The organism is Myxococcus stipitatus DSM 14675 (genome assembly GCF_000331735.1).
GTDB lineage: Bacteria > Myxococcota > Myxococcia > Myxococcales > Myxococcaceae > Myxococcus > Myxococcus stipitatus.
The window spans coordinates 8,095,722-8,122,415 of the sequence record NC_020126.1 but is presented as its reverse complement, the minus strand read 5'-3'; the positions used below and the strand labels follow the sequence as shown (position 1 = coordinate 8,122,415).

The 26,694-nt window shown below is 70.1% G+C and carries 23 protein-coding genes; 12 read left to right on the top strand and 11 right to left on the bottom strand.

Translation table 11 applies throughout. From position 1 onward, the window contains the following. Positions 1-38 precede the first annotated feature (38 nt). From MYSTI_RS31135 to MYSTI_RS31120, 4 genes are all read right to left on the bottom strand, one after another. Positions 39-1,394, bottom strand: a complete 1,356-nt coding sequence (locus MYSTI_RS31135) for a TfuA-like protein (RefSeq protein WP_015351798.1) — start codon at positions 1,392-1,394, stop codon at positions 39-41. Beyond that, entirely contained in the window at positions 1,391-2,656 is a 1,266-nt protein-coding gene (locus MYSTI_RS31130) for a YcaO-like family protein (protein WP_015351797.1), read from the bottom strand. Before MYSTI_RS31130 ends, MYSTI_RS31135 begins: the two co-directional genes overlap by 4 nt. After that, complete coding sequence (locus MYSTI_RS31125; RefSeq protein ID WP_015351796.1) at positions 2,656-3,306, bottom strand: hypothetical protein; 651 nt, start codon at positions 3,304-3,306, stop codon at positions 2,656-2,658. The genes MYSTI_RS31130 and MYSTI_RS31125 overlap by 1 nt, the downstream gene beginning before the upstream one ends. 62 nt (positions 3,307-3,368) lie before the next feature. Continuing rightward, the gene (locus MYSTI_RS31120) at positions 3,369-6,773 is read right to left on the bottom strand and encodes a serine/threonine-protein kinase (protein ID WP_233278015.1); all 3,405 of its coding nucleotides are present in this window, start codon (positions 6,771-6,773) and stop codon (positions 3,369-3,371) included. A 599-nt stretch (positions 6,774-7,372) separates the two neighbouring features. On the opposite strand from MYSTI_RS31120, the gene MYSTI_RS31115 reads away from it, so the two are divergent. After that, entirely contained in the window at positions 7,373-8,863 is a 1,491-nt protein-coding gene (locus MYSTI_RS31115) for a sigma-54-dependent transcriptional regulator (RefSeq protein ID WP_233278014.1), read from the top strand. An 84-nt stretch (positions 8,864-8,947) separates the two neighbouring features. Further along, positions 8,948-9,751, top strand: a complete 804-nt coding sequence (locus tag MYSTI_RS31110; RefSeq protein ID WP_015351793.1) for an SDR family NAD(P)-dependent oxidoreductase — start codon at positions 8,948-8,950, stop codon at positions 9,749-9,751. Here the strand turns inward: MYSTI_RS31110 and MYSTI_RS31105 are convergent. From MYSTI_RS31105 to MYSTI_RS31085, 5 genes are all read right to left on the bottom strand, one after another. Further along, on the bottom strand, positions 9,721-10,551 hold the full coding sequence (locus MYSTI_RS31105) for a biliverdin-producing heme oxygenase (protein WP_015351792.1): 831 nt from the start codon (positions 10,549-10,551) through the stop codon (positions 9,721-9,723). The two genes, MYSTI_RS31110 and MYSTI_RS31105, sit on opposite strands and share 31 nt — an antisense overlap. Further along, complete coding sequence (locus MYSTI_RS31100; protein WP_015351791.1) at positions 10,548-10,802, bottom strand: hypothetical protein; 255 nt, start codon at positions 10,800-10,802, stop codon at positions 10,548-10,550. The genes MYSTI_RS31105 and MYSTI_RS31100 overlap by 4 nt, the downstream gene beginning before the upstream one ends. A 93-nt stretch (positions 10,803-10,895) precedes the next feature. Then, positions 10,896-11,417, bottom strand: coding sequence for a GDYXXLXY domain-containing protein (locus tag MYSTI_RS31095; RefSeq protein WP_015351790.1), 522 nt, complete (start codon positions 11,415-11,417; stop codon positions 10,896-10,898). After that, positions 11,414-12,532, bottom strand: coding sequence for a DUF4401 domain-containing protein (locus MYSTI_RS31090; protein WP_015351789.1), 1,119 nt, complete (start codon positions 12,530-12,532; stop codon positions 11,414-11,416). The genes MYSTI_RS31095 and MYSTI_RS31090 overlap by 4 nt, the downstream gene beginning before the upstream one ends. A gap of 1 nt (position 12,533) precedes the next feature. Further along, a complete protein-coding gene (locus tag MYSTI_RS31085; RefSeq protein WP_015351788.1) occupies positions 12,534-13,568 on the bottom strand; it encodes a DUF2157 domain-containing protein in 1,035 nt (344 codons plus the stop codon). A 214-nt stretch (positions 13,569-13,782) separates the two neighbouring features. Here MYSTI_RS31085 and MYSTI_RS31080 point away from each other — a divergent pair, with 214 nt between their 5' ends. Continuing rightward, positions 13,783-15,081 carry a M14 family metallopeptidase gene (locus tag MYSTI_RS31080; RefSeq protein ID WP_044900775.1) on the top strand — a complete coding sequence of 433 codons (1,299 nt, stop codon included), beginning with the start codon at positions 13,783-13,785 and terminating at the stop codon, positions 15,079-15,081. An 8-nt stretch (positions 15,082-15,089) separates the two neighbouring features. On the opposite strand, the gene MYSTI_RS31075 is transcribed toward MYSTI_RS31080, so the two are convergent. After that, the gene (locus MYSTI_RS31075) at positions 15,090-15,995 is read right to left on the bottom strand and encodes an alpha/beta fold hydrolase (RefSeq protein ID WP_015351786.1); all 906 of its coding nucleotides are present in this window, start codon (positions 15,993-15,995) and stop codon (positions 15,090-15,092) included. Between the two features lie 184 nt (positions 15,996-16,179). Between MYSTI_RS31075 and MYSTI_RS31070 the strand changes: the two genes are divergently transcribed. From MYSTI_RS31070 to MYSTI_RS31030, 9 genes are all read left to right on the top strand, one after another. Then, the gene (locus MYSTI_RS31070; RefSeq protein WP_015351785.1) at positions 16,180-17,169 is read left to right on the top strand and encodes an AAA family ATPase; all 990 of its coding nucleotides are present in this window, start codon (positions 16,180-16,182) and stop codon (positions 17,167-17,169) included. Between the two features lie 18 nt (positions 17,170-17,187). Then, the gene (locus MYSTI_RS31065; RefSeq protein WP_015351784.1) at positions 17,188-18,069 is read left to right on the top strand and encodes a DUF58 domain-containing protein; all 882 of its coding nucleotides are present in this window, start codon (positions 17,188-17,190) and stop codon (positions 18,067-18,069) included. Next, positions 18,066-19,064 (top strand): BatD family protein, encoded by a 999-nt coding sequence (locus MYSTI_RS31060; protein WP_015351783.1) that lies wholly within the window; start codon positions 18,066-18,068, stop codon positions 19,062-19,064. Before MYSTI_RS31065 ends, MYSTI_RS31060 begins: the two co-directional genes overlap by 4 nt. Continuing rightward, entirely contained in the window at positions 19,039-20,049 is a 1,011-nt protein-coding gene (locus MYSTI_RS31055) for a vWA domain-containing protein (protein WP_015351782.1), read from the top strand. The genes MYSTI_RS31060 and MYSTI_RS31055 overlap by 26 nt, the downstream gene beginning before the upstream one ends. After that, positions 20,046-21,107, top strand: coding sequence for a VWA domain-containing protein (locus MYSTI_RS31050; RefSeq protein ID WP_044281745.1), 1,062 nt, complete (start codon positions 20,046-20,048; stop codon positions 21,105-21,107). Before MYSTI_RS31055 ends, MYSTI_RS31050 begins: the two co-directional genes overlap by 4 nt. Next, entirely contained in the window at positions 21,104-22,105 is a 1,002-nt protein-coding gene (locus MYSTI_RS31045; RefSeq protein WP_015351780.1) for a tetratricopeptide repeat protein, read from the top strand. Before MYSTI_RS31050 ends, MYSTI_RS31045 begins: the two co-directional genes overlap by 4 nt. Beyond that, positions 22,089-23,963 (top strand): BatD family protein, encoded by a 1,875-nt coding sequence (locus MYSTI_RS31040; RefSeq protein ID WP_015351779.1) that lies wholly within the window; start codon positions 22,089-22,091, stop codon positions 23,961-23,963. Before MYSTI_RS31045 ends, MYSTI_RS31040 begins: the two co-directional genes overlap by 17 nt. Next, positions 23,960-24,670, top strand: a complete 711-nt coding sequence (locus tag MYSTI_RS31035) for a tetratricopeptide repeat protein (protein ID WP_015351778.1) — start codon at positions 23,960-23,962, stop codon at positions 24,668-24,670. The genes MYSTI_RS31040 and MYSTI_RS31035 overlap by 4 nt, the downstream gene beginning before the upstream one ends. A gap of 98 nt (positions 24,671-24,768) precedes the next feature. Further along, positions 24,769-25,137, top strand: a complete 369-nt coding sequence (locus tag MYSTI_RS31030; RefSeq protein ID WP_015351777.1) for a hypothetical protein — start codon at positions 24,769-24,771, stop codon at positions 25,135-25,137. 13 nt (positions 25,138-25,150) lie between these two features. Here the strand turns inward: MYSTI_RS31030 and MYSTI_RS44935 are convergent, their stop codons facing one another. Next, positions 25,151-26,530 (bottom strand): tetratricopeptide repeat protein, encoded by a 1,380-nt coding sequence (locus tag MYSTI_RS44935; protein ID WP_015351776.1) that lies wholly within the window; start codon positions 26,528-26,530, stop codon positions 25,151-25,153. Between the last annotated feature and the right edge of the window lie 164 nt (positions 26,531-26,694).

The following is a 26,694-nucleotide window of genomic DNA, read 5'->3' as shown; positions in this document are numbered from 1 at the left end:
GGCGCCGCGGCCCCGAGCAAGACGGGGCCGCCGGTGACTCAGCAGGCCGTGGCACCGGCCTTCGCGAGGACGTAGCAGAGCTCTCGCAATGCGGCCCTGCGCAGGGAAGCGACATCCGGGAAGCCCTCTTCCCGCGCGGCCTGCTCGAGCGCCACGGGCACCATCCGCCCCTGGTGCTCCTCGTAGTACCAGGCCCAGAGCGCGGGCTCGGTGATGCCCGCGTCCTCGAGTCGCGGTGTCGACAGCCCCGCCTCCGCGAGCACCGTCTCCTTGTCGCGCGCGCGGTGGAGCAGCTCCCCGTACTGGCCCGTCAGACGCAGATGGTCCGCGAGGTGGCGCATCACATCGGGCTCGAAGAGGGTCTCCACCCATCTCACGTGTGACTCGTCCCGGAGCAGGCGCGCGGTGTCGTCGACGTGTTGCTCGGCCTTCCACCGCTCGAAGGTCTCGGGGGTGAGCTCCCGCTCCAGGCGCAGCAGGGCTTCCGTCGAATGAAGCTCCGCCGCATCCGGGACGCGCCCCAGCCTCCGGGCCTCCTCCACCGCGAGCGCACGCGCCATGCTGGCCCGCCGTGCGTCCCTCATCCCACCGCGCAGGCGCAGCTCGTCGAGCAGGGCCTCCGACGCCACCCCCTCCAAGGGATTCTCGGTGGGACGCAGGGGCAGTCTGCTCGCGCGCCGCCGTGCCTCCTCCCACGCGTCCGTGTGCTGGAAGGGGAAGCGGGTCTCCTTCGGAGGCAACCCCGCGTCGAGTCGCTCTCGAATCGTCCGCAGCATCGCCACGGCATCCGCGCGCTTCGCATCCACTCGGCCGCGTGGCAGCCAGTCCTTGAGCGCCGCCAGCTCCACCACGGGCAGTCCTTCGCGCGCCCCCCGCGTCAGCAAGGTCGGCCACGCGCGCTCCACGTAGAACAGCGACTTGGCCAGTCGCTCGAGTCCTGCTCGGGTGTCCTCACTCAGCACGCCCGTGGCGTGGGCGGCCGACAGCGTGGCGCGAACGTTCACCATGGCCTCGGACACGGGGCGCCAGCCGTCTTCCGCGCTCGCGTGCGCCACGGCCACTTCGTCGTCGTCCTCCAGCACTCCGCGACGGAAGTCCTCGAAGATGGCGCCGACGCCCTCCATCCCGAAGGCGGCCAGCTCCGAGGCTCGCAGCGCGCCCATGCTCGCGGCGCCGAAGACATGGACGCCTTCCGCCATGGCCCAGAGGATCTCCTTGTGCCACACGGCGGGCACATGCTCGAAGAAGCCATCGATGATGCCCAGCGCCACCGGCTTCTCGAGCGTCGCCCGGTAGATGTCCCCTTGCTGCACCGGAGGCAGGTACACGGCCTCCAGCTCCTGGCGCGCGTCCTCGGGGCGCAGCGTGGGGCCGGTGAAGATGAACACCTTCATGACGCATCCCCTCGCATGATTCGCTGCGCGCGCGGCCCGGGGACATAGCCCGGGGCCTCATGCGTGGGCTCCAGCCCTGGCACCACCACGCGGACCACCGGAATGCCCAGCTCCGGCTTCGTCAGCTCCACGGCGACCACCTGCGCCACCCCGGCCATGCGCAGCTTCACCAGCACCCACCCGAGGTCGTCCTCCAGGGTGCTCGCGTCTTGATGCGGCGCCTCCTGGAAGCGGCGCACGGGCTTCTCCTCCCGCAACCGCGTCCGCAGTCGGTCCGCTTCCACTCCCTCGCGAGCCTCCTCATACGCCTTGCGGTGCAGGTCATCGCGAGCGCCGCAGATGCGCGTGAGCCGGCTCTGCGCTGCTTCCGTCAGCGCGCGCAGCAGCGCCACACCGCGCGAGGGATGGCAGCCCATTCCCCCCGCCACGGCGACGGGCCGCAACGACTCGCGCTCCTGGTCGACGATGTAACAGGTGAACGCGGGCACTCCCACGTCGCTGGTCGTCTCCCAGACACCCACGGCCACGCCCGCCCGTGCGTAGGTCTCCAGCACCTCGCGGCACGCGGAGTCATTCACCGTCGTCAGGTCCAACCGCGTCCCCGCTTGCCCCTTCTCTCCTCGGGCATGCCAGAGCGCGGAGGCATCCCGCTCCACCACTTCACACAGGCCATGCAGCGTGGCCTCGAGGACATGATTCCCCGAGGCCAGCCCATTGCTGCTCATGAGGAACGCGCCACTCCCGGTGGGGAGGGGCAGCGTGAAGTCGGTGTGCACCAGGTCGAACGGCAGCCACAGCGGGCCGCCGCCCAGGAGGTCCACACCCTCCACCCACAACATGCGCCAGTTGGGATGGAACAGGCTCACCGACAAGCGAGGCAGCCCCGCCACGTCGACCACGGGCGTGCGGAAGCGCAGCTCGTTGTACGTGGCCAGCTTCAGGGGCAGCGTGATGTGCTCGGCGTGATAGCCCTCCACGGACTCCATCAGTCCCGACGCCTTCGCCGCGGCGAGCGTGAGCCCCTTGCCCTGGGACACCGCCAGCGAGCGCGCGTTGGGGCGCGTCACCATCACCACGGGGATGCCGACCGTATCCAGGCCCGTGACGTTGGCGATGCGGGTGATGCCGAGGACGGGCATCAGTCGTCGCACGCGCTCCAAGGTCTCCTCGGGGGAGACCGTCCGGTGGGTGCCTTGGCGGAAGTGCTTGGCGGTACCGGGAGCGGCGCCGACGACAGGGGAGTCCACGGAGTCTGTGCGCATCAGGGCTCGGTGCCGGGAATGGGAGGACTGGGGTCCTGCTCGGCGGGGCGCAGCTTGGTGCTGGGGGTGTAGCTGAGGAGGATGCTGTTGAGGTTGAGCAGGAAGCAGGTGATGGGCTCGGCCCTCGCCGCGGTGGGAGAGGCGTGGCCCTGGGCGGCCTGCTCGTCGGGATACGGGATGTTGGGGATGTTGGCCACCACTGTTTCATTTCGAAGCAGCGTGTGCAGGGCCGGATTCAGGCGCTTGGAGTCGATGGGGAACTTCTCCGCCTTCATCCACATCTCCGTCGTCACCCAGTAGACATGGCCGTCCGGTGCGAAGAGGAGCAGGTCCGACTCATCCACCGTGACGAACGCCTTCGCTTCGAGCTGGGGCCAGTTGGCATCCGAGGACTTCAGCGTGGCGTACAGGAGCGAAGGGGCGGGCTCGGAGCGCACGCCCTTCACCTGCACGAAGGAGGGGTCCGGCTGCTGGACGATGGAGATGGCGCCTTCGGGGCCCTTCACGTGGAAGGTCACCTGGCTGGTCACGTTCTCCACCTTGCCGGGGGACCGCGCGAGAACGCCCATCACCACGAGGTTCGTGGTGAAGCCTTCCAGGATGTTCACCCGCTCCGGCTTGAAGAAGATGTACGAGTATCGTTCCACCATGTGCACCTCGTGAGAGTGCCGCGGGGTCCACCCGCGACAAGGGAAGGGTGCATCCGCTCCGGCTACAGATAGCCGAGCTGTCGCGCCGTCGCGCTCGCCTGGAGCAGTGCGCTGCGTGTGTCCGGTTGCTCCAGCGCCGCTTGCAGCGACTGCAGGAGCTCATCCGGGAGCCGCTGCTGCTGTCGCGCGAGCATCGCGCGGGCATGCTCCAGCGCCGCGGACTCGCGGCCCGCCTCCAGCTCCACCGCGAGGAGGGGCCAGAGAGCCAGCCACTGGAACGGATAGACGAGTGAGAGGGATTGCCACAGCCGGAGCGCCTCGGTGGCTTCCTCCCGGGCCTGGGCGAGGTCTTGCGCCCTCCAGGCCACCCACGCGCGATGGGCGTGCGCGGCGCCCGCGTAGTCCGCCATGCCCGCGCGGCTGGCGAGCTCGAGGCTCCGCGCGGAGGACTCGTCCACCGCCTTCACCTGGCCGCGCAGCCGGAGGATGACGGTGAGGTACGTGAGGCAGCGCGTCTGCAAGGTCACATCACCGAGCCGCTCCGCTCCCCGCAGGGACTCCTCCATCCAGGACTGGGCTTCGTCCAGGGCGCCATGGAAGAGCAACACCATGGCGACCACGCACCGGGCTCCCGCATGTTCCGCGTCCCCCTCTGATTCCAGCGCGGCTTCCGCGTAGGCCCGGGCGTGGGCCACGGTTTCTCTTGAAGCTTGATAACGCTCGCTGCGCAGTTGCATCTGGACCAGCGAGTTGAAGAAGCGCGCCCGCTGGAGGGGCGTGCCATGGGCCCGCATCACCGGGCGGACACCTTCGACCAACGACTGCATCTCATCGAGCTGCGCCAACCAGTAATGAACCGTGATGCGCTCGCCCTGGAGCTGAACCCACTCATGCCACCACGCGGCCTCGACGTGCCCGGGGGTGGAGGAGACGTTGTCGGGCATCGGTCCCAGCTCGATTTGAGCCTGGGCGTAGATGCGCAGCGCTTCCTCATTCTGATGGTGAGTCTGCAAGGACTTGCCCACCTTCCGGAGGACGTTGGCGCGACGGACGCGCTGGCTTTGCTCGATTCGTGCCAGGGCTTCCAGAAAGGCCTGGCGCGCGTCGTCCTGCCGCCCGGTGAGTGCGAGCACTTCGCCGAGCCCTTCCCAGACCCCATCCAGGAAGAGCGGGAGCGCGTTCGGAGGGGACGCATGCGCGTTCAGCTCGGACGCCGCGGCTTCGCGCACGGCGGCTTCGTAGAAGGTGATGGCGTCTCCATTGGCGTAGGCCGCGCGCGCCGCGTCACCCGCACGTGCGAACCAGTGGCTGGCCCGGTCCGGCACCTCCGCGCGAGACCAGTGATGCGCGAGCCCCGCGGCATGCGGCAGGTGCCCGGGAGCCGTCCCCACGTCGCGCAGCTCCAGCCCTTCGGCGCAGCGGTGATGCAGCGCGCGGCGCCGCTCGGTGGTGATGCGCGCGTAGGCCACCTCGCGCAGCTTGTCGTGCACGAAGCGCAGCCGCCCGTCGCTGGACTCCTCGAGGACCTGTCTCCGGCGCAGCTCCTCCACCGCCTCCAGCCCCGCGCTCTCCGGCAGCGCGGCGGTGGCGAGGAGCAGCTCTCCATCCAGCTCTCGCCCGAGCACGGAGGCCACCTCCGCCAGCGTGCGCCCGTCCGCCCCCAGGTCGGCGAGACGGCGTTCGATGAGCTCGGCGATGCTGCTGGGGAGCGGCAGGGGACGACTGCCCGCGCTGCCTCGAGCCTCGAAGAGCCACTCCCCCGACGGGGCGCGAAACAGGAGGCCCGCGTCGATGGCGGCGCGCAGGTACTCGGCGATGAAGAAGGGGTTGCCGCTCGTCTCTCGCACCAGGGCGTCCACGAAGGGACCGGGCACCTCGCGCAGCGCGAGCATGCCGCGCGCCATCTTCCCCGCGCTGGTCGCATCCAGGCGGCCCACCTCCACGCGCACCGCGTCCGGTGCACCGACCACCGCCCGCAGCGACTCCCCCATCTCATCCATGCGGTACGTGCCCACCAACAGCACGGGGCGCGACGCGAGATGCCGCGCATCCAGCTCCTCGAGGAAGCTCACCGTCAACTCATCCGCCCACTGGAGGTCATCGAGCACGAGCAGCAGCGGCTGCACCTCCGCGAAGGCGCGCAGGGTGTCCCTCAGCGCGGACAGCACCCGCTGGCGCGCTTCGGGCGCGGGCAGGGGAGGGGGCTCGGGTTGCTCTCGCTGGCCAGGGAGCTGTGCCAGTGAAGGCTCATAGGCGGCCAGCACGCCTCCGCGGGGCCCCAGCAGTCGCAGGGTCTCCTCCGCGCCTCGCTCGTTGCAGCGGTCGGCGACGGCGAGCAGCAGGGGCCGCAGCGGATGAAGGGGCGCCGCGTGCAGCTCCATGCCTCCCATGCCGACGGGGACACACTCCCCGGTGACCACCGCCATGCGCCGCCACGCCGCCTCCGACGCGAGCTCCAGCGCGAGTCGCGTCTTGCCCGCGCCGCTCTCTCCGCCGAGGAAGACGCGGCCACCTTGTCCGCGGTCCGCGGCGTCCAGCGCGGCCATCAGCTTCCCCAGCTCGCCGACGCGCCCCGCCAGGTCCGGGCGATAGAGATAGGCCGGTGTCCGGGGCGCGGCGGTGACACGCTCGTCGCCCTCGCGCGCGCCCAGGGCCTCCAGGGCGGACGACACGTCCTCCGCGTAGCCCGGCCGTTCCTGAGGCCGCTTGGCGAGCAGCTTCAGCACCAGGGCATCCAGCGCCGCCGGCAGTCCCTCCACTCGCAGCGACGGAGGCACGGGGGTCAGGTGCAGGTGCTGATGCGGCAGCGGGCCTTCGCGTCCTGGCATGAAGGGCGGTCTGCCGGTGAGCTGCTCGTAGAGGATGCACCCCAGCGCATAGAGGTCCGCGCGAGCGTCCACGTAATCGCCACGCAGTTGCTCAGGCGCCATGTACGTGTCGCTGCCCACCACGGCGCCGCTGACGTCGAGCGTCTCTCGTCCTCGCGAGCCGCCGAAGCGCGCGGCGATGCCGAAGTCCACGAGCACGGGGGTGCCGTCCGGCCGGACGAAGACGTTCTCCGGCTTCAAGTCCCGATGCACCAGCCCGTTGGCGTGAAGGAACGCCAGCGCCGAGCACAACCGGCGCATCACCAGGAGCGTCTCGTGCAAGCGCGCCGCATCCAGCGGGCCCGGCGGTGGAGCGGTGGTCGCGCTGCGCAGCGTCTGTCCGCGGAGCAGCTCCATCGCGTACCAGGGCAGGCCGTCCGTCACGCCCTCCGCGACGATGCGCACCACGCCTGCGTGCCTCAAACGTCGCAAGGCGTGAATTTCCCGACGGATGCTGGCCAGGGGGACCTCGCTGGCCGCGCGCACCGTCTTCACCGCGACGGGCTCTCCGGTGGCCGGGTCCCATCCTCGATAGACAACGCCCATGCCCCCTTGGCCGAGCACCTCCAGGAGCTCGTAGGGGCCCAACCTCGCACCCACCCCGGGGAGGCTCTGGAGCCTCGATGCCGCTGTCATAGGGGCTGGGAGCATAGCGACACCCCCTGGCACCTCCCATCTGCGTCGGCTTGGGACGCAGCCGCGTCCCAGTTGGACGCGAATCCGGCCCCCTGGATGCCCCTCCCAGCGCCAAGCCATTGAAAAGACGTAAAATGGCCTCTTGGCACGAGTTGCGCATGGGGTTTCCACGCGGCGCCGCGGGTGACCGGGTGCCCAGCCGTCAGCGAGGTTCGGGAACGCGGAAGGAGGGGCCGCTCCTTCCGCGTTCTTCATCTCCGCTACACTGCCTCCACTCCGATGCGGCCCCTGGCGGGTACTCTCGGATGGCACCGGACGGAGGCGAGTGGATGCACCAGGAGATGCCGCAGCTCATGAGCGCGCTGCGGGGGGCGAAGGATTTCGAGACAGCGGCCGCCACCACATTGAAGCGCATGTTGGCCGTGGCTCAAGAGGCGGTTGCGTCCAGTCGGTACGCAGCCCGGGCCCGAGTGCTTCGCGGAATTGTCCACTTACGCCCTGGTGAAGCCTATCGGCGCCTGGCGGCGCTGGATGTGGGTTCAACCGAGATTACGGACGCGAGTGTGGGTACGCCGTTCTTCACGTCGGCGACGGCGTGGCGCGCGGTGGTGGAGCACCGGTGCGCCGTGTCCATCGACGTGAACGTGGGCACCGTCCAGCCGCATGCGCCGGACGCGCCCGTGACGGGAGACCCGGGACTGGCGGGCTTCCACAGCAACGAGAGCCGTCAGCGCTTCCTCGGCCGGCACGCGACGCACGTCTGTGTGCTGCCGCTGCGCACGCCGGGCGGCAGCATCGAGGGGATGATCTCCCTGGAGGCGGACTGTCTGGCGGCCATGGGGCAGGAGTTCGTCTGGCGCGAGGCGGGCGAGCAGCTCCAGCTTCTCGCGGACGTGGCCGCGCCGTATCTGGCCGGACTGCCGCAGCGGCCCGTGGCCACGCCGGAGGTGGACGAGTTCCTGCCCGTGGTGGGGCGCTCCATGGCGGAGCTGCTGCCCATCCTTCGCGTGTTCGCGCTGCAGGACGAGACCATCCTCATCAGCGGCGCGACGGGCGCGGGCAAGTCCCGGCTGGCGCGCTGGTGCCATGAGCGCTCCAACCGTCGGGGCAAGCCCTTCGAGACCTTGGACCTGGTGACGGTGCCCGAGGACCTCCAGATGGCGGAGCTCTTCGGTTGGAAGAAGGGCGCCTTCACCGGCGCGGTGCGCGACGCGCCCGGCAGCGTGGCTCGGGCGGATGGCGGCACGCTGTTCATCGACGAAATCGACAAGCTGTCGCTCAAGGCGCAGGCGGGGCTGCTGCACCTGCTGGAGTCCCGGAGCTACCGCCCGCTCGGCGAGGGCACCGGTGAGCGCCAGGCGGACGTGCGCTTCATCATCGGCACCAACGCGGACCTCCACGCGGAGGTGCGCGCGGGCCGCTTCCGCGAGGACCTCTACTACCGCGTCAACGTGCTGCCCGTGCGCATGCCCGCGCTGCAGGAGCGTCAGGACGAAATCCCGCTCTGGGCGCAGTACATGGTGAACCGCCGTCACCGCGAGCGCTCGCCGGAGGGCAACGCGCGGGTGACGCAGGACGCGGAGCGGCTGCTCGTGGGCGGCACGTGGCCGGGCAACCTGCGGCAGCTCGACAACATCGTCCGGCGCGCCTACACGCTGGCCATGGTGGAGCACGCCGTCTCCGGTGGAGAGCTGGTGCTGCACGAGAAGCATGTCGCGCGGGCGCTCGACTACGAGCAGGCCCCGGGTGGCAAGCCGCTTCCGGAAGCGCTGCGCGCCGCCGCTCAGGCCTTCGTCGCGGAGGCGCGCCGTCGCAACGCGCCGCTGGACCTGGACCTGGCGGATGCGTTCCGCGGCCTGGTGCTGGGCGTGGCCATCCGGCAGGTGGGGCGCGATGACGGCTTCAAGCTGCTGGGCCGCGAGAGCCTGGTGAAGAACCGCAACCACCACAAGGCGCTCAAGCGCGAGCTGGAGAAGGTGGAGGCGCTCTACAAGGCGCTGGGCGAGGATTCGTCGCCCTTCGCGGACCTGCTCTCCGAGGACGAGGCCGCCTGAGTCTCGCCAGTGGCCTTGGGTACAATGCGCGCGATGAGGAGCGATTGCTAGCTTCCGGGGGCCGACGACACCCGGGGGTGAACCATGAAGCTCCTCTCGAATAGCGCCATTGTGACAGGCGGCTCACAGGGAATCGGTCTGGCGATCGCCTCTCGCCTCATGCGCGAGGGCACCCATGTGCTGGTTTTCGGACGGACCGAGTCCAAGGTCGTCGAAGCGGCTGAACGTCTCAATCGCGAAGGGGAAGGCCGCGCTCGAGCCGTCCCCTTCGCGGGAGATGTCTGTCGACAGACGGATGTCGAAAAAGCTCACGAGTTCGCCACGGCCCAGCTGGGTTTGCCTGGCATCCTCGTGAACAATGCGGGCTCTGTATCACTGCACCTGCTGGTGGACCTCCCCGAGGAGGAGCTGGACCGGCTGCTCGGGGTGAACCTGAAGGGGCCGTTCCTCTTCATGAAGACCTTCGCCCGAGCCCTCATCGCGGAGAAGCGGCCCGGTGCCATCGTGAATGTTTCATCGCTGTGTCAGTCGGTGGTGACGGAAGGCTTTGGCCACTACTCCGCCTCCAAGGCCGCGCTGGCTCAGCTCTCCCGCGCGGCGGCGCTGGAGCTGGGACGACACTCCATCCGCGTCAACGTCGTCGCGCCGGGTGCCATCCACACGCCCCTGGCGGCGTCCTTCATCGATGAGCCGGCGATGCGACGGGAGCTGCTCGCGCGCACTCCGCTGGGCCGCCCCCATGGTTTGCCAGACGACGTGGCGCGGGTGGTGGCGTTCCTCTGCGCGGAGGAGTCCTCGTGGGTGACGGGAGAGACGCTCGACGTGGATGGCGGCAGCCACCTGCGGGGCATGCACAGCTACTGGGACACGCTGAATCCACCGCGGTAGCCACCCCCGGGCGGAGGACTCAGGCCCGTCGCGCCGCGAGCCAGCTCGTCGCAGATGAGCGATTGGAGACGGAAGGCCATGCGGGCCTCCTGGATGATTTCGCGCGCCTCGTCCTCTTCCAGCTCCAGGCCGTCGATGCGCGAGTGGAGCCTCACGCGGAAGGCCGCGAGCTCCTCGTCCGTGTCCGTTCCATGGAACCGGGTGCCGCGCGTGTCCTCCAGCTCGAAGGCGTTGGTGATGATGCGTGCGCGGGTGGGCGCCTGGGAGAGGTCCAGCATGCAGCGCGCGTAGACGTGGCCCACGAGCAGGTGCGGTGCGTCCTCGGCCACCTCGCGCAGGCGCTCGGCGTGCAGCCGCGTCTCCACGCACGCGAAGGTCTCCGTGCGCGACTCTCCGCAGAAGTACGTCAGGTCCTCGTCGAGCGCGGCGGCCCGGCGCAGCTCCGGCAACAGCAGCACGGGCGTCAGCGCGCTGCGGGCCACGCGGGGCAGCACGCTCTCGAAGGTGGAGTAGAGCAGGTGGAGCTGGCGCAGGTACGTGACGTAGTGCTGGGCCCGGACGAACTGGCCGTAGATGCCGTCCCACGTGTCGACGAAGAGCGACTGGAGGAACAGCGAGCGCTCGGCCTGCGCGTGGACCTTCGCCGTGCCTTCCGTGAGCAGCACGGACAGCGGCGCGCGGCTCGACGACGGGGGCGCGGCGAGGGACTCCGTCTGCTGCTGGCTCTCGCGCTCGCTCAGCCGCCGCACGCGCGCGGACTGCTCCGTCCTGGGCAGTCGCAGGGAACCGGCGGAGCTCACTGCTTCCACCCGCCGAACAGCGGCGACTGCAGCGACGGCGCGGGCTCGGTGTCCTCCGGATTGGACGGCTCCACGCCATCCAGGTTCTGCACCGCCTCCGCCAGCGTCACCCCGATGGCGCGCAGCACCTCCTCCTCCACGCGAATCGTCACCGGGCCCATGGCGAGGTGGATGTGTCCACACGTGCAGCGCGTGACCTCCGCGCATGGCCCCCTCGCGAGCACCTTCTTGCCGCATCCCTGACCGAGCATCGCGTGTCTCCTGATTTTGATTTTGATTATCGAAATCAACAAGATGATGCGCCAATCCCGCCTGGGAGTCAATCCCAGGGGGAGTGGAAGGGGTTACGGCGCGGGGGTGGGAGGCGTCGCTTCGGGGAGCGGCTCGCCGCCCATGGGCTGGCGGTTCGCGTCGCGCAAGCCCACGAGCACGCTGGAGCCGCTGGACGTCGTGCGCAGCTCGGCGTAGCGGGCCCGCTCGTAGCGCTCCGCGTGGCCTTCCTGGAAGAAGAAGGACTCGGCGCCCAGGCGGATGAAGCCCTCGCGGCGGCGATAGCGCAGCTTGAATTCACCGGGGGCCAGCGGGACGTCGGGCGAGTCCATGCGGACGAAGCGGCCCACGCCGTTCTCGTCCAGCGTCAGCACGAGCAGGCCGGAGCTGGGGGCCGCGTCGTCCTGGATGTTCCGGGTGAGGTCGTAGTCCAGGACCATGTAGTCGCCCTGCATCAGCGAGCGAGGGTCCCTGGGGGCCAGCTCCAGCAGCACGCTCTGCCCGGTGGAGAGCACGTGCTCCTTCTGGAGGACGAGGCCCAGCGGGACGAGGAGCGTCATCGCGAGGCCGAGGAAGAAGAGCGCGGAGCGAATCATCGTGCCTCCGCCGTCGCCGGCGAATGAGGGGCGCGCCGGAAGAGGAACCACCGGAGCGCGAGGAGGACCGCGCCGCTGCCCACCAGGGCTCCGGACTTGGCCAGGAGGGTGAGGCTCAGGTCGTAGTAGTACCAGGCGCCCGAGAGCACGAGGAAGGCCACCGCCAGCCCGAGCACGACGACGTTGCGGCGCAGGAAGCCGGTCAGCAGCAGCCCGATGGAGGCGATGATGGCCGGGGTGTGGAGCGTGAGCACGGCCATCAGCGTGAGCGCGGCGAACACGCCCGCGCCCGCGGTGCTCGCGGGCTCCAGGTCGAGCTCGTTCATGGTGTGCCACGCGGCGTAGAGCGCGAGCGCCGTGAGGAGCAGGGTGAGGACCAGGGGGCCATTCGGAGCCGAGGCGTCGCCGAAGCGGAACCAGTTTTCGACGTCGAGCAGGCGCATGGAGCTTCGGACGAGCAGCAGCGCCGGCACGCAGGTGGCGAGCCCGAGGCTGAGCGAGCCGAGGGCTTCGCCCATCCGTCCCGCGGCGAGTCGGGGCTGGTAGAGGAGCAGGCCCTGCGCGAGCGCGGCGCAGACGAACACGCCCAGGTCCACGCCCAGGATGCCCAGGAAGTTCCAGAGCAGGACGAGCGCGGCCCCCACGAGCGTGAACGTGGCGATGACGCGCAGGGTGGAGTCTGGAAAGGCGATGATCAGCGCGGCGCTGAAGACGAGGTTCGCGAGGGCCGCGGGCTGGGCCTCTCCCGTCTCGAGCGCGACGCCCGCGGTCACGATGCCCAGGCCCGCCAGCGCGAGGGCGAGCGCGAGCTGCTCCAGGAAGGCGCCCGAGCTCAGCCGGCGGAGCGCGGTGGCCGCGACGCAGCACACGACGCCCAGGAGGATGAACGCGACCTCGTTCTGTCCGATGCCGATGCAGGCGAAGAAGCTCAGGATGAACGACGCGGACATCCACGCGCCAATGCCCGTGAGGACCTTGACGAACCAGGGCGTGGCGGTGCTGGTGCGCTGCAGGGCTTCCAGCGTGGTGCGGGCGCGGGACTCGGCGACCTCGTCGAGGTGACCCTCGCGTTGGAGCCCTTGGAAGACGTCTCTCAGGGAAGGGCGCAAGGACATGTCAGGACTCCTCCGAGGCGCCCGTGGCGCGCGCCTGGGCTCGCAGCCACGCGACGGCGAGTCCGATCTGCCCGATGAGGGCGAGCGGGATGATGAGCAAGGAGGCCTCGGTGATGTCCAGGTCCTCGAGGAGCACCCGGCCGAGGAAGGTGGTGACGAGCGTGATGACGCAGAAGAGGCCCAGCGTCAGCAGGAACAGCTCGCCCCGCAGGTGCCGGTGCAACGCGTAGTCCGCGGCCAGGGTCGCCACCACCATGCCGACGGCGATGAACGCGGCGGAGGATGAGACCTCGCTCGGTTCGAGGATGAGGACCGAGGACAGGACGAGCACGGGGGCCACGGTCATCACCGCGAGGACGCGGGGCAGCCACCGGCCCTGGAGCCAGGGGATTCGCAGGTGGGCGAAGTGTTCGTGGGTGGCCCAGGCGAAGCCGTTGATGAGCCCCAACCCCACCGCGAGCCAGTCGGCGCTCCGGAAGGGGCTGAAGACGCTGAAGCCGCCCCCCGCCAGCACCTGTTGGTGGAAGAGGCTGGCGCCGGTGTTGATGAGCACCACGAGGAGCAGCCAGAGCGCTGGGAAGCGCGACATGCCGACCCAGGGAAGGATGAGGGCGGCCCAGCCGACGAACAGCTCGAACGCGTCCGCGCCGGTCTGGTACGTCTGTCCGTAGACGGCGAGGAACGCCCCGACGAGGACCGATGCGCCGAGCAGGCTGAAGTGCCCCGAGGGCTTGTCGCCGAGCTTGCGCGCGGCCAGGGCGGAGCCGGCGATGCCCGCGGCGATGAGGCCCAGCTTCGCGAAGCGGTGCAGCTCCGCCCAGTTGTACGCGAAGAAGTAGATGATGCCGGACAGCACCAGCATGGCGCCGAGCGCGAGCAGCGTGGTGGAGAGGAAGCGCCTCCAGGCCTCGGCGGGAGGTGACGCTATCGCCAGGGCCATCGCGCGTCCGAGCGCGGCGGGAGGGAGGGCTCCAGTGGCGACGAGCGTTCGGATGCGCTCCGGCGTCGCGTCGAGGTCGAGCAGGTCTTTCGGCACGTCGGAGACTGTAGCCAAATGGCGAGGCCGCCGTCGTGAGTTGCCTGTCCCCCGACGAAATCCATCGCGCGGAGCGCCGCTTCCTTGCTTGACTCTCGAGACCCAGGACACCGCCATGCGCCACGTCGGACGCCGCCACTACATTCGGCTCGTTGCCCCGGCCTGTCTCCTCCTCGTGTGGGGCCTTGCCGGAACGGTCCACGCCCACTCCTCCATGTCCACCCCTCCCGCCGTCTCCATTCCTCCCCCCCAGGCGCTCGCGGCGCGGTGGGAGCAGGTCCATCCGCGGTCGCTCCCGCTCGCGCCGCTCGTCCGGCACTCGGATGTGGAGCAGCACCTCCAGGCGCTGCACGCTCGCGCACCGGACTTCTTCAAGCTGGAGGTCGCGGGGCACTCGGTGGAGGGGCGCGCGCTCTACCACGTCACCGTGGGGACGGGCCCGCGCCGCATCCTGCTCTGGTCCCAGATGCACGGCGATGAGCCCACCGCCACCACCGCGCTGCTGGACCTCTTCGAGTTCCTCTCGGCGAACCGCGAGGAGCCCTGGGTCGCGCGCCTGCTCTCCCAGCTCACGCTCCACGCCGTCCCCATGCTCAACCCGGACGGCGCCCATCGCTTCCAGCGACGCAATGCGCAGGGCATCGACATCAACCGGGATGCACTTGCACTCCAGACACCCGAGGCGCGGACGCTCAAGTCGCTGCGGGACGCCCTGGAGCCCTCCGTCGGCTTCAACCTCCACAACCAGGGCTGGCGTCACGGCGTGGGGGACACGGGCCGGCCCGCGTCCATCTCCGTGCTCGCCCCCGCGTTCGACAAGGCGCGCGCGGACAACCCCGGGCGCATCCTGGCGAAGAAGGTGTGTGGGGTGATTCGCGACGCGGTGGAGACCCTCGCGCCCGGACAGGTGGGCCGCTACGACGACACCTTCGAGGCGCGTGCCTTCGGCGACAACATGACGCGCTGGGGAACCCCCACGGTCCTCATCGAGACGGGCGCGTGGACCTCGCTCCCTCCGGACGAGCCCCTGGTGCGCCTCAACTTCGTCGCGCTCGCCACCGCGCTGGATGCGCTCGCCAGCGGTCGGGCGGAGCAGGCGGACCTCTCGCGCTACGACTCCATCCCGGAGAACGACAGCTCCGGCATCGTCCACCTGCTGCTCAAGGGCGTCGGCATGTTCGGCGCGGATGGCAAGCCCTTCACGGGCGACGTGGGCATCGCCGTCAGTCGCGCCGTGCGCGCGAAGGGGAAGAAGCTCGCCCTGGCGCACGTGGGCAGGATTGATGAGCTCGGAGACCTGCGAGTCCTCGGGGCCATCGAGACCGTGCAGGGCGCGGGGTTGTTCGTCGTGCCGGGGACGGGGAAGGGCGCGAAGCCGGGGGATACCTTCCGGCTGACGCAGCCCGCGCGGCAGGCCCTGTCGCTGGGGCAGCGCGCGGACCTGATGTTGCTGCGCCCCCTGGAGGCCGCGGGCACCTTCCGCATCGAGCGCATCATCCGCTTCGACCCTTGAGCGCGGCGCTATCCGAGCGGTGTCTCCAGGAAGGACTTCAGCTCGGGGAGCACGCGCTCGGGGCGCTCGTGATGCGGGCTGTGGCCCGCGTCCATGCGCACGAGCCGAGCGTTCGGAAGCCGCCGCAGGGCTTCCTCCGCGAGTGACGCGGGAAGGACGTCCTCCCGCTCTCCCCAGATGAGGAGCACTGGCGCGGTGACCTGGGCCAGCTTCTCCTGGCGATGGAACACCGGGCCCAGCAGGGGCACCAACGTGTCGAAGGCGCGCGCCGCCTCGTCGCGTCCCCCTGGAATGGACATCAGCTCGTACTCCAGGGCGCCCAGCCGTTGCCCCAGCGGCGTGGGCGCGGGCGGCCTCATCCTCGCCCAGGCCCAGGGGCCCAGGGAGCGCGCCAGCCGCTCCGGCCCCGCTCGGAAGAAGGCTCGGGCCTTGCGTGTCATCTCCGGACCCAGGCCCATCGCGTCCAGCAGCACCAGCCGCTCCACCGGGACACGCGCCCGCAGGGCCAGCTCCAGCCCCACCAGTCCGCCCAGCGAGTGACCCACCACCGACACGGGACCGGGGGCGAGCTGCTCCAGCAGGGCCTCCACCGGGGCCGTGAAGAAGCGCACCCCTTCCTCGGCCGAGCGGACCGTCCCGCCTCCGGACGAGGACATTCCGAAGCCGGGAAGGTCCACGGCCAACACCCGGTGGGTCCTCGCCAGGGCCGTCAGGTACGCGAACCACGTCGAGGCCGCCGCGCCGCGCCCATGCAGCAGCAGCACCGCAGGCCCCTGGCCCCCCTGGAGCACCCGGAGGGCGCCTCCGTCCGGAAGCCAGTGCATCGCGGGCTTCACCGCTGGGGCCAGCTGGGCCAGGAGGGAGGACTCCTGGGGCCCCGCGGAGGGGGCCTGGGCCTGGGGAAAGCCCTTCACGGACGCCCCTCGGAGTGCCCCGGGAGACAGGGGCTGGGACGGCGGGTGGGGGGCGACAGGGGCATGGCGCGGAGTCCTCGGGGGAGGGGCGCCTCAACTTACTGGAATGCCCTGGCTTCTGTGGTGTTGAGCCGGAGACCCAGTCACCTCTAGGCTGCCCGCCGCCAGTCTTAGCCGAGGCGTCATGAACACGGACATCCGCGCGCTCACCGAACGCGTGCAGCAGGAAAGCAGCTTCGTCGAGGTCCTCAACCAGGAAACCGGCAAGGTCATCGTCGGTCAGCGCTACATGCTGGAGCGCATCCTCATTGGCCTGTTGTGCAACGGCCACGTGCTCCTGGAGGGTGTGCCTGGCCTCGCCAAGACGCTCACGGTGCGCACGGTGGCGGATGCCCTCAGCGCGACCTTCATGCGCATCCAGTTCACCCCGGACCTGCTGCCCGCCGACGTGGTGGGCACGATGATCTACAACCAGCAGGCCGCCAACTTCACCGTTCGCAAGGGCCCCATCTTCGCGAACATCGTCCTCGCGGACGAAATCAACCGCGCGCCCGCCAAGGTGCAGTCCGCGCTGCTGGAGGCCATGGCCGAGCGCCAGGTCACCATCGGCGACCAGACCTTCGGGCTGCCCTCGCCGTTCCTCGTGCTGGCCACGCAGAACCCCATCGAGCAGGAAGGCACCTACCCGCTGCCCGAGGCGCAGGTGGACCGCTTCATGCTCAAGGTGAAGGTGGGCTACCCCACGCGCGAGGAGGAGAAGGTCATCATGGACCGCATGGCCGGCGGCTCGCCTCCGCGAGCGCAGCGGGTCATCGCGGTGGAGCACCTGGTCCGCGCCCGCGAGCTCGTCCACCACATCTACATGGATGAGAAGGTGAAGGAGTACATCCTCAACGTGGTGTTCGCCACGCGCGAGCCCGGCAAGTACGGCCTCAAGGACCTGGCGGACTACATCCAGTTCGGCGCCTCGCCGCGCGCCACCATCTCCCTGGCGCAGGCCGCGCGCGCGCATGCCTTCTTGCGGCACCGCGGCTTCGTCACGCCCGAGGACGTCAAGGCCATCGCCTTCGACGTGCTCCGCCACCGCATCGCCATGACGTACGAGGCGGAGGCCGAGGACCTCACCCCGGAGAAAATCATCCAGCGCGTGTTCGACCGCGTCGAAGTGCCCTGACCTCCCGCCGAGCGCCCCGTGCTGCCCAAGGACCTCATCCGCCGCATCCGCAAGCTGGAGATTCGCACCCGCAAGGTGGTCTCCGACATGCTCGCGGGCCAGTACCACTCGGTCTTCAAGGGCCGGGGCATGGCGTTCTCCGAAGTGCGGCAGTACCAGCCCGGTGATGAGATTCGCATCATCGACTGGAACGTCACCGCGAGGATGAACGAGGCCTACGTCAAGGTCTTCACCGAGGAGCGCGAGCTCACGGTGATGCTGCTCGTGGACGTCTCGGCGTCGAAGGAGTTCGGCTCGCGCGAGCGCACCAAGTCGGAGATTGCCGCGGAGGTCGCCGCGCAGATTGCCTTCAGCGCGATCGCCAACAACGACCGCGTGGGGCTCATCCTCTTCTCGGACCGCGTGGAGAAGGTGGTGCCTCCGCGCAAGGGCCGCACGCATGTGTTGCGGCTGGTGAGCGACATCCTGACCTTCCAGCCGGTGGGCAAGGGCACGGACCTGTCCGCGGGGCTGACGTACCTGACGCAGGTGTCGAAGCGGAAGGCCGTCACGTTCCTCGTCTCCGACTTCCAGGCGCAGGGCTTCGAGAAGCCGCTGCGGCTGGTGGGGCGCAAGCACGACCTGGTGCCCGTGGTGGTGGAGGACCCGCTGGAGGAGGCCTTCCCTCGCCTGGGCCTGGTGGAGATGGAGGACCCGGAGACGGGCGACCGCTTCGTCGTGGATACGAGCGACCCGGGCGTGCGCGGACGCTACTCGCGCTTCATGCAGGCCGCGCGTGACGAGCGGCGCAAGCTCTTCAAGAAGCTGGAGCTGGACCACGTGGAGCTGCGCGCGGGAGATGACCACGGCAAGGCGCTCGCGCAGTTCTTCCGCGCGCGGGCCCGGAGGATGGCGGCATGAGCCGGTGGATGGCCCTGCTCGCGATGCTGCTGTGCGTGGGCGTGCTCCCGTCGAGCGCCCATGCCCAGCCCCAGCCCCCCGGCGCGCCCGCGCACGAGGTGGCGCAGCCCCAGGACGTCTCGGCTCGAGTGGAGCCGCAGCAGGTCCGGATTGGCGACCCGTTCACCTACCACGTGGTGCTCACGCATCCGAAGGGCCACCGCTACGAGCTGGCGGTGCCCAAGGAGACGGGCGACTTCGAGTTCCTGGACCAGACGCGCCAGTACCTCGAGGGGACGGACTCCGCTTCCACGACGTTCGCCATCCGCATGTCGGCGTTCGCGCTGGGGAGCCTGACGGTGCCCACGCTCGAGTTCGACGTGGAGACGCCGGAGGGGCCGCGCCGCTACTCGCTGCCGGGCGGCGCCATCGACGTCGCGGCCACGCTGCCTCCGGACGCGGAGGGCAAGGGCGCGGACCTGTTCGACATCCAGCCGCCGCAGGAAGTGCCCATCCGCTCGTGGCGGTTGGTGCTGGCGCTCCTGGGGGCGCTGGCCGCGGCGCTCGCGGCGTGGCTGCTCATCCGCTGGTGGAAGAACCGCCCCAGGCACGTGGTGGTGCCGCCTCCGCTTCCCTTGGACGTGCGCACGCGCAAGGCGCTGGACACGCTGAAGACGGAGAACCTGCCCGCGCGAGGCCAGGTGAAGGACTACTACTTCCGCCTGTCCGAAATCATCCGAGGCTACCTGGGGGAGCGCTATGGCTTCGAGGCGCTGGAGTGCACCAGCTCCGAGCTGATGGCCTCGCTGCGCCGCCTGTCTCCCCTGGGCCTTCCGGAAGACAAGCTGATGCGCTTCGTGTCCGAGTCGGACATGGTGAAATACGCCCGGGCGGATGCGTCGCCCGAGAGCTGCCGTGACGCGCTCTTGTTCGGCTACGAGCTCGTCGAGAAGACCTTCGTTCCGCCCCAGCCGCCTCAAGCTCCCGACAATGCCGCCGCTCCCCGCGTTCAATAACCCCGAGGCGCTCTGGGGACTGCTGCTCGTGCCGCTCTTGTTCGTGCAGGCCTGGCGGGAGCGCCGTGCCCGCGCGCCGCTGCGCTTCTCCGCGGCGAACGTGTTCGCCCGAAGTGGCAAGGGCCTGCGCACGTACCTGCTGCCCCTCTTGCCGCTGCTGCGCGCGGCGGCGGTGGTGGCGGCGGTGCTGGCCCTCGCCCGTCCCCAGGTGCGCGACTCGCGCGTGAGGGACTTGTCGGTGGAGGGCATCGACATCGTGGTGGCGCTGGACCTGTCCACCTCCATGGAGGCGGGTGACTTCCGGCCGCAGAACCGCCTGCACGTGGCGAAGGAAGTGCTGAGCGACTTCATCTCCAACCGCGTGAATGACCGCATCGGCCTGGTCGTCTTCGCGGGCGCGGCCTACACCCAGGCGCCGCTGACGCTGGACTACGGGGTGCTGAAGGAGGTCATCAAGCAGATCCGCACGCGGGTGCTGGAGGACGGCACCGCTATCGGTGATGCGCTGGCCACCTCGCTCAACCGCCTGCGCGACTCGGAGGCGAAGAGCCGCGTGGTGGTGCTGATCACGGACGGCGACAACAACGCGGGGAAGATTTCGCCCATGGACGCCGCGAACATGGCGCAGGCGCTCCACGTGCCCGTCTACACCATCCTCGTGGGCAAGGGCGGCAAGGTGCCCTTCCCGCAGGGCACGGACCTGTTCGGCAACACGGTGTGGCGCGAGACGGAGATTCCCATCAACCCGGAGCTGATGCAGGACATCGCGGACCGCACGGGAGGGGAGTACTACCGCGCGACGGACCCGGAGGGCTTGCGGCGAGGACTGCAGAAGGTGCTCGACTCGCTGGAGCGCTCGCGAATCATGGAGGGCGGGGCCTCCGCGACGTACCGTGAGGAGTTCCATCCGTTCCTGCTGGCCGCGTTCGGGCTGGCCGCGCTGGAGCTGCTCCTGCGCGCCACCTTCCTGAGGGTCTTCCCGTGATGCACGTGGACCCCTGGCGCTTCACGGTGCTCGGTTACCAGTCGGGGCTGGCCCAGCCCCTGTACCTGGCCCTGGTGGCGGTGGGCCTGTTGCTGGGGCTGCTGGCGCTCCTGTTGTCCTTGCGCCGCCGCTCCCGCGTGCGCGCGGTGCTGCATGAGCGGCATGCCGAGCGCTTCACGCCGGGCATCTCCGTGTGGCGTCCCGCCACGCAGGGCAGCCTGTATGGCCTGGGGCTGGCGTTGTTCGGCTTCGCGCTGGCGCAGCCCCAGTGTGGCACCAAGAGCGAGCTGACGAAGCGGCGGGGCATCGACGTGGTGGTGGCGCTGGATGCGTCCAAGTCCATGTTCGCGCGCGACGTGCAGCCCAGCCGTCTGGAGCGGGCCAAGCTGGAGCTGACCACGCTGCTGGACGAGCTGAAGGGCGACCGCGTGGGCCTGGTGGTCTTCGCGGGTGATGCGTTCATCCAGTCCCCGCTGACGTCGGACTACTCGGCGGTGAAGCTGTTCCTTCGCGCGGTGGACCCGGAGGTGATGCCTCAGGGTGGCACCAACGTGGGCGCGGCGCTGCGGCTCTCCATGCAGGTGTTGGAGAACGCGGACCGGGGCTCGAAGGAGCGCGTGGTGGTGCTGCTGACGGACGGCGAGGACTTCGTCGGCGACGTGGATGAGGCCACCGACGCGCTGAAGGACGCGGGCGTGCAGGTGCTCACGGTGGGCGTCGGCTCCGAGTCCGGCGAGCCCATCCCCGTGTATGACCGGCGCGGCGAGTTCGTGGACTACAAGAAGGACGAGAATGGCGACCCGGTGGTGACGAAGCTGGACCGCGCGGGGTTGGAGACCATCGCGGAGGGCACGGGTGGCGCCTTCTTCTACCAGCCGCGCGGGGTGGCGATGGGCCAGGTCGTGGAGCGCATCGACCAGATGCAGAAGAGCGAGCTGGAGAGCCGGGTGACGGTCCGCTACGACGAGCGCTTCCAGTCGTTCGCGGTGCCTGGGCTGGTGTTGCTCGTGCTGGGGATGATGCTGCTTCCTTCCTCGCGCCGGAGGTCGTCGCCATGAGCGTGCGCCTCGTGGGAGGACGTCGTCGGGGAGGGCTGCTGGCGTGGCTGGTGTGCCTGCTGTTGCCCGTGTCGGCGCTGGGCGCGGGGCCGCTGGAGCGGGACCATCCGCTGGTTCAGCAGGGCCGTGAGGCGTACCTGGCGGGCCGCTACGAGGACGCGCTGAAGGCGTTCGAGGCGGCGAAGAAGGAGCGTCCGCATGACCCCGCGGTGGACTTCAACCGAGGGGATGCGCTGGCGAAGCTGGGCCGGGTGAAGGACGCGCAGGAGGTCTTCCGGAGCGTGACGGAGTCCAAGCGCCCCGACCTGCAGCAGAAGGCCTGGTACAACCTGGGCAACCTGGCGGCGACGACGGGGGACCGGGTGGAGGCGCTGAAGTCCTATCGGCGCGCGCTGACGCTGGACCCGCAGGACATCCAGGCCCGCCACAACTACGAGGTGGTGCTGCGCAACCTGCCGCCGCCGCAGCCGAACTCGGCGGACGGGGGCTCGGATGGTGGCGGGGATTCGGGCACGGATGGCGGACGCCCGGATGGGGGCGAGGACGGTGGCACCAAGGCCGACGGCGGAACGCCCGTGGATGGAGGCTCCGACGGTGGGCCGGACGGCGGCGTGGATGGGGGCTCGGATGGAGGTGCCGACGGTGGCGCGGATGGCGGCGGAGATGGTGGCGCCGACGGGGGTGGGGATGGCGGCGCGGACGGCGGTGACGGGGGCCAGGAGGGACCTCCGCAGAAGGGGGATGGCGGCAGCGACGGCGGCGCGGATGGTGGGGACGAGGACGGGGAAGGAGACCCTCGCGACGGCGGGAGCGATGCCGGCACCGAGTCGGAGGGGGATGCGGACTCCTCCTCGGACGCGGGCTCGAGTCCGTCGGAACTGGACCAGCAGGATGCGGAGCGTCTGCTGGACGCGATGAAGCAGAACGAGAAGAACCTCCAGTTGTGGCGGTTCCAGCAGAAGAAGAAGCAGAGGAAGCCCAATGAGAAGGACTGGTAGCAGCGGCTCCATGAGGGCGGTGCTGGCCCTGTTGACCCTGCTGGCCTCGGCGCCGGCATGGGCGGCGAGCCTCGAGTTCTACCAGACGGTGAACAGCGAGGAGGTTGGCACCGAGGACACCTTCGTGCTCACGGTGGTGACCAAGGACGCGCCCGAGGACGCGAAGGTGCGGCTGCCTCGCTCGGATGACTTCGAGGTCCTCAACAGCTCCCGCAGCAGTCAGCGCTCCATCTCGCTGACGGGCGGAGGGCCTCCCGTCATCCAGGACGTCACCAAGTACGTCCTGACGATGCGCGCCAATCGCGCCGGCAACCTGACGATTCCGCCCGCCGAGATGTCCGCGGGAGGCAAGACGCACCGGACGGATCCCATCCAGATTTCGGTGAAGCCGGGCCGGCTGGGCTCGTCCTCGCGTGCCCAGGGCGGGACGCCGCAGGGGCGAGCAAGAGACCCCTTCGCCAACCTTCCGTCGAGCCAGCCGGACCCGTTCGCGAACGAGCCGGAGGAGGACTCGCCTTCGATTCCCCGAGGAGACTCGGACCTGTTCCTGCGCTCGAGCCTGGACCGGGACGAGGTCTTCGTGGGCGAGCAGGTGACGTTGTCGCTCCACATCTACGCGCGCGTGGACCTGTCCAGCGTGGACTCCGTGATGATGCCCAAGCTGGAGGGCTTCTGGTCGGAGGAGCTGGACAGCCCCTCGCGGCTGGAGCCCGAGCAGAAGACCGTCGGCGGTGTTCCGTACCGGGTCTATCTGTTGCGCCGCCGCGCCATCTTCCCGGTGAAGTCCGGCACGCTCTCCATCTCGGCGGCGGAGGCGGACATCACCACGGGCTTCCTCTTCGCGGGCCACCGGCTGCACCGCGTCTCGAATGCGCTCAAGGTGAAGGTGATGCCGCTGCCGCCGGGCGGGCCACCGGGCATCTCCAATGCGAACGTGGGCTCGTGGCGGCTGGACGTGGATGTGTCCCAGACACGCGTGGAGCTGGGCCAGGCCGTCACGGTGAAGGTCATCCTGGAGGGCACGGGCAACGTGAAGAACGTCACGCCGCCCAAGCTCGTGGGTCCCGAGGCGCTGAAGATCTACGACCCCAAGACGAGCGACAAGGTGACGCCCGTGCGCAGCAAGGTGCAGGGCCGTCGCATCGTGGAGTACCTGGTGATGCCGCAGCGCACGGGGACCTTCACGTTGCCCGCGCTCGCGTTCCCCTTCTTCGATGTGCGCACGCGGAAGTACGAGGTGTCGCGCACGGAGCCCATCACCCTCACGGTGGAGGCCGCGGCGGGGGGCCCATCGACGCTGCCCTCGTCATCGGCGCAGGCCCCGGATCCAGCCGGTGAGCCGAAGAACCTCCTGACCCCGGAAGGGTTGCGGCCCGTGCGCTTCCAGGCGCGCTTCGTCGCTCCGTCCGAGCCGCCCTGGAAGCGCGCCTATTTCCTGCCGCTGGTGGCCGCGCCGTTGGGGCTGCTGTTGGGCTTCGCGTTGCTCGGCGGCGTGCGCGGGCGACTGGCGACGCGCAGCGACGCGGACCGGGACCGACAGCAGGCGAAGGCGGCTCGCAAGCGGCTGGTGGAGGCGGAGAAGCTTCAGGCCGGTGCCGACTCGGGGGCCTTCTACGCGGAGGTGGAGAAGGCGCTGCAGGGCTTCCTGGGCGCGCGCCTGGGCGGGCCGGTGACGGGGCTCACGCGGGAGGTCATCTCCGAGCGCATGACGACGGCGGGTGTGGCGCCCGAGCGGCGAGCCCGGGTGCTGTACGTGCTGGAGGCGTGTGACCTGGGTCGCTATGGCGGAGGTGGAGACGCCGCCGCGCGGCAGCAGGTGCTGGATGCCGCGGTCGCGGCCATGGAGGGCTGGGCGTGAGCGACTACTACTCGCCGGAAGAGGCGCAGGATGTCTTCCTGAAGGCCAACGAGGCCTATACGGGGGGGGACTTCGCGCGCGCGCGGGAGGGCTACGAGAAGCTCCTCTCCCACGGGCGCGGTGGGCCGGACGTCCTCTACAACCTGGGCACCACGTACCTGGCGCAGGGAGACTTGGGGCGGGCGGTGCTCTCGCTGGAGCAGGCGAAGGCCCAGGGCGGCCATGCGCCGGATTTGGAGGCCAACCTGGCGGTGGCGCGCGCGCGTCAGGTGGACAAGGTGGTGGGGGAATCGGCGGAGGAGGAGTTCCTGCCGAGGGTGACGGCGGCCACGGATGGCTCGCTCGTCGCCTGGACCTTCCTGGGGACGTGGGTGGGGGCGCTGCTGCTGTTGCTGGTGTTGCGGCGGATGTCGCCGGGCCGGCGCATGGCGGTGGGCATCGTGATGGCGCTGCTGTTCGCGGTGGCGATTCCCTCGGGGGCGTTGCTGGCGGCGCATGCCTACGTGGAGCACACGGTGCATGAGGCCGTGGTGCTGTCGCCCATGCTGGTGGCGCGCGAGCTGCCGCAGCCCGGCGCACGCTCCATCTTCGAGGTGCATGCGGGCCTCAAGGTACGGCTCTTGGAGGACAGCGGCCGCTTCGTGCGCATCCGCCTGCCCAATGGACTGGAGGGTTGGACCGAGCGCGACGGCGTCGCGAAAATATAGGCGTCTGTCGTCCTCTGGACGAAACCTGGAAGCAGACCCATCGCCGGGGTTAGAATCTCTTGGAGGGATGGCGGGTTTTGCTTGGAGGTCTTGGCCCTGTGTTTGAAGTCGAGGCCCTTGTCGCGAAGAATCGCCTGGTGGTGCGCCTCTGGGGAGACCTGACCGCGGATGAGGCGAGGCGCGTGGGTGACGCGGCGGTGGCGGCCATCGACCGGCTGCGCCCGCGCTTCGACCTGCTCTCGGACTTGAAGGGCGTGACGTCGCTGTGCTCGGAGAGCACGGTGCAGATGCGGCGCATCATGGAGGCCGCGAAGGCCCGAGGCTTCCGCCGCGTGGTGCGCGTGGTGGGGCGCTCGGCGGAGGCGGCGCTGGTGTTCGAGCGCACCAGCCGGGAGATGGGCTACGACGCGTACCTGGCCTTCTCGTTGGAGGAGGCGGAGCGGCTGCTGGACGTCGGGGCGCCTTGAGCCTCGCCCCGCGTCAGCTTCTCTTCCCCGTGAGGCGCGCGAGGAGCCCGGGCTTGCGGGCCTTGTGCTGGCCCGAGGCGGCGGCCGACAGGGCCGCGACCTTGAGGAGGTTCTGCTGGAAGACGGTGTTGCCCGGCTCCAGCTCCACCGCGCGCTCCAGCAGTCTCGCGGCCTGGGCGTAGTCCTTGCGTTGGTGGACCAGGATGAGGGCCAGCTTGCTGAGGAGCACGGCGGCGTCCGGCGACTGGTCGATGGCCTTGCTGAGGACCTGGATGGCCCGGTCCACGTGCCCCGAGCGCTCCAGTCGCACGGCCCGCTGAAGGATGTCCTCCGGCGAGTTGGTGGCGATGGGCACGGGCGCATCCAGGGGCAGGGTGGCCCTTGGGGCACGTGGCGCGCTCGCCGGGAGTGGGGACGCGGGAAGCGTGGGCGCGGAGCTCGCCGTGACGTTCGAGGGATGAGCCCTGGACTCCGCTGGAGCCGCGGCGGACGCCGAAGCCTGCGCGGTGCTCTCCGGCCGGTCCTTGGAGGGAGGCGGGACGGAGCGAGTGGCTCCGACGAGGCTGGGAGGAGGAACCCTCGCCGCGGGAATCGGCGCGGGGGGGGTGGAGGGGGACGGGGGCGCGGAGGACACCCGACGAGACATGGCCTCGGCGGACGGGGTGTCACGCGGAGGGAGGGGGGGAGGCAGGTCGGTGGCGCTCGAAGTGCGCGCGAGCGGCCGGGCGGCGCGAGTCGGCTCGGGTGGCCGCGGAGGGCTCACGGGGGCGACGGGCTCATCGTCGCCGAGCGCCAGGGAGGAGAAGTCCTCCTCCGCGCCCAGGGCCACGCCCATCGCGGGGCTGCTCCAGGAGAGGGAGGGGAGCGCGGTGTCCCTGAGCGTGGGGGCTTCGGGACCGTCCAGCTCCTCCTGGGCGAGGAACTCACCGCCGTCGAGCACGGGCATCTCGGACGTGAGGCTTCGCGGCGGCGCGCTGACGGGTTGCCGGTGCAGCTCCAGCACCCCTCGCTCCAGCAGGCCCTTGAGGACGACCTTCACCTCGATTTCAGGCAGGCGCGCCGCGCGCGCGAGCTGAGGCACGGCCTGGACTCCGTCGACGAAGGACGCGATGTGCGCCTCGAAGGGGTGCAGGGGCTGCAGGGCGATGTTCAGCCCGGCGCGCAGGTGGGGCACCGTGTTCTCGTCCATGGGCACGGTGAAGCGCGCGGTGGCCTGGTGGTGCGCCGCGGGGGCCTGGGGCGGCGGCCGAGGAACCTCCATGGTTCGCGTGCGCTGCGGCGGTGAGAGCAGGGCACGGACGATGGTGGGCTCGGTGATGGTGTACTCGCCGCTGGCCTGCTCCGGGTCCAGGAGCAACCCGCAGTGCTCACACTGGAAGTCGTCCTCTCCCACGGTGCCCCGGCACTCTGGACATTCTGGTTTAGCGGCCATTTCGGATTCATCATAGCGCGCTGGGCCAACCTTCACCCGCTCCGAAGGGCAGGAGAGGTGGGAGGACGTGGTGCTCCATACAAATCCATGGGGCGACCCTGGTGTGGGCGGTGTCGGCGGGGCTA